Origin of the sequence: Kitasatospora sp. NPDC047058 (assembly GCF_040643935.1) — a bacterium.
GTDB lineage: Bacteria > Actinomycetota > Actinomycetes > Streptomycetales > Streptomycetaceae > Kitasatospora.
In genome coordinates, this window is record NZ_JBEYVJ010000731.1 from 1 (window position 1) to 2,128 (window position 2,128).

2 protein-coding genes are annotated in these 2,128 nt (G+C 76.2%); both read left to right on the forward strand.

Translation table 11 applies throughout. The features are described 5' to 3' along the window. Positions 1–970: CAP domain-containing protein (locus ABZ885_RS39895; RefSeq protein ID WP_360199919.1), on the forward strand; the 970-nt coding region annotated here is incomplete at its 5' end. Between the two features lie 169 nt (positions 971–1,139). Next, a partial coding sequence (locus ABZ885_RS39900; RefSeq protein WP_360199921.1) for a sigma-70 family RNA polymerase sigma factor occupies positions 1,140–2,128 on the forward strand: 989 nt, incomplete at its 3' end.

Here is a 2,128-nt window from a genome sequence, read left to right on the forward strand (position 1 = left end):
CCGAGACAGGACGCGGGCCCCGGTCACCAGCGAACCCCGCACCCCCAACCACCCCGCGGCGGGCGGCCGCGCCGCGGAGGCGGCCCGCGCCGCGCGCCGTCCCGCCGACGGGGGTCGCGGCCGGGGCCGCCGGAGCCGTCGTGGTGGCGCCGGCCCGGTCGTGGCCGTGGTGGCCGCGGTGGCCGGCACCGGGGTGATCGCGGCGCTGACCGGCGCCGGGTACGCCATGTACGGCAAGGCCGAGACCGACCGGGAGGCGGTGGCCGCGGTGGCGATGGACCCGCAGATCGCGGCCGAGGCGGGCAACCACGACGGCATCCAGATCCCCGGTGCCGGCGACCCGGCCGCCGTGCCCGCGCCCGACCCGTCCGCCACCGACGTCGCCCAGGCCGCCCCCGCCACCCCGGCCCCGACCACGGCCGCCCCCACCACCGCCGCCACCACGCCCGCCGCGTCCCCGTCGAGCGCCGCCGCCTCCGCCAAGCCGAGCAGCGCTGCCACGTCCTCCGCCAAGGCGTCCACGAGCACCGCGCCCGCCGCCCGCACCGGCGCGCCCGCCCCCGCCACCGCGGCGAGCGGGACCGCGGCCCAGTACGCCCAGCAGGTCGTCGACCTGGTCAACGCCGAACGGGGCAAGGCCGGCTGCGGCCCGCTGACCGCCGATTCCAAGCTGGCCGCCGCCGCCCAGGGCCACAGCGAGGACATGGCCAACCGCAACTACTTCGACCACGCCAGCCCGGAGGGCTACCACGCCGACCACCGGATCGAGGCCGTCGGCTACCGCTGGAGCAGCTGGGGCGAGAACATCGCCCGCGGTCAGAAGGACCCGGCCGCCGTGATGGACGCCTGGATGAACAGCCCCGGCCACCGCGCCAACATCCTCAACTGCTCGTTCAAGCAGATCGGCGTCGGCGTCCGGACCGGCTCCGGCGGTCCCTGGTGGACCCAGGTGTTCGCCGTCCCGGCCTGACCCGCCGGGCCGACGGCCGGTGAGTCCGCTGCCAAGCCATTGGCCGACCGTCAGCATCCGCTCGAACCCCCGTTTCCGAATCCGCGCAAATTGTTGTTATCTGAGCACTCCCCGGAGGTCTCCCAGGAGGCAGCGGCGGACGGATGACGGCAAGACGGAGTGCGGACCCATGAACGTTGACGTGCAGAACAGGACCGGGACGACCCTGGTGCTGGCGGCCCAGTCGGGTGACCGGCAGGCCCAGGAGGCGCTGGTCGCCACCTGGCTGCCGCTGGTGTACAACGTCGCCGGACGTGCGTTGAACGGCCACGCCGACGTGGACGACATCGCGCAGGAGACGATGATCCGTGCGCTGGACGGCCTGGACGGGCTGCGCGACCCCGAGTCGTTCCGCTCCTGGCTGGTCGCGATCACCATGAACCAGGTCCGCCGCCGCTTCACCGGCCAGCAGCAGAGCACGGTCGGCGGGCTCGACGAGGCCTGGGAGGTCGCCGACCCCCGGGCCGACTTCACCGACCTCACCATCCTCCGCCTCGGCCTGTCCGGACAGCGCCGCGAGGTCGCCGAGGCCACCCGCTGGCTGGACCCGGACGACCGCGAGCTGCTCGCCCTCTGGTGGCTGGAGGCCTGCGGGGACCTCACCCGGGCCGAACTGGCCGAGGCGCTCGACCTGACGCCGCAGCACACGGCGGTCCGGGTCCAGCGGATGAAGAAGCAGCTGGAGGCCGGCCGGGTCGTCGTCCGGGCGCTCTCCGCCTACCCGCGCTGCCCGGAGCTCGCCGAGGTGACGACGGGCTGGGACGGCACGCCGAACTCCGTCTGGCGCAAGCGGATAGCCCGGCACATCCGTACCTGCGGCGCCTGCGACGGGCTCGGCCGCGACCTGTTCCCGGCCGAGGGGCTGCTGGCCGGCCTGGCGCTGGTGCCCGTCCCGCTGGACTCGACCATCAACCTGCCGTTCCACGCCACGGCCGCCGCGGTGACGCCCGGTGCCGCGGCGAACGGTGCTGCCGGGAGCGGTGGGGCGGCGAGTGGCGGGGCGGCGCACGGCGGGACGGCGGCTCCCGGGGCCTCGGGCGCGCCCGGTACGGGCGGCGGCGGTGCGGGGACGGGCGGCGCAGGCACCGGCGGCGCGCCCGGCACCCCGGCCGATCCCAC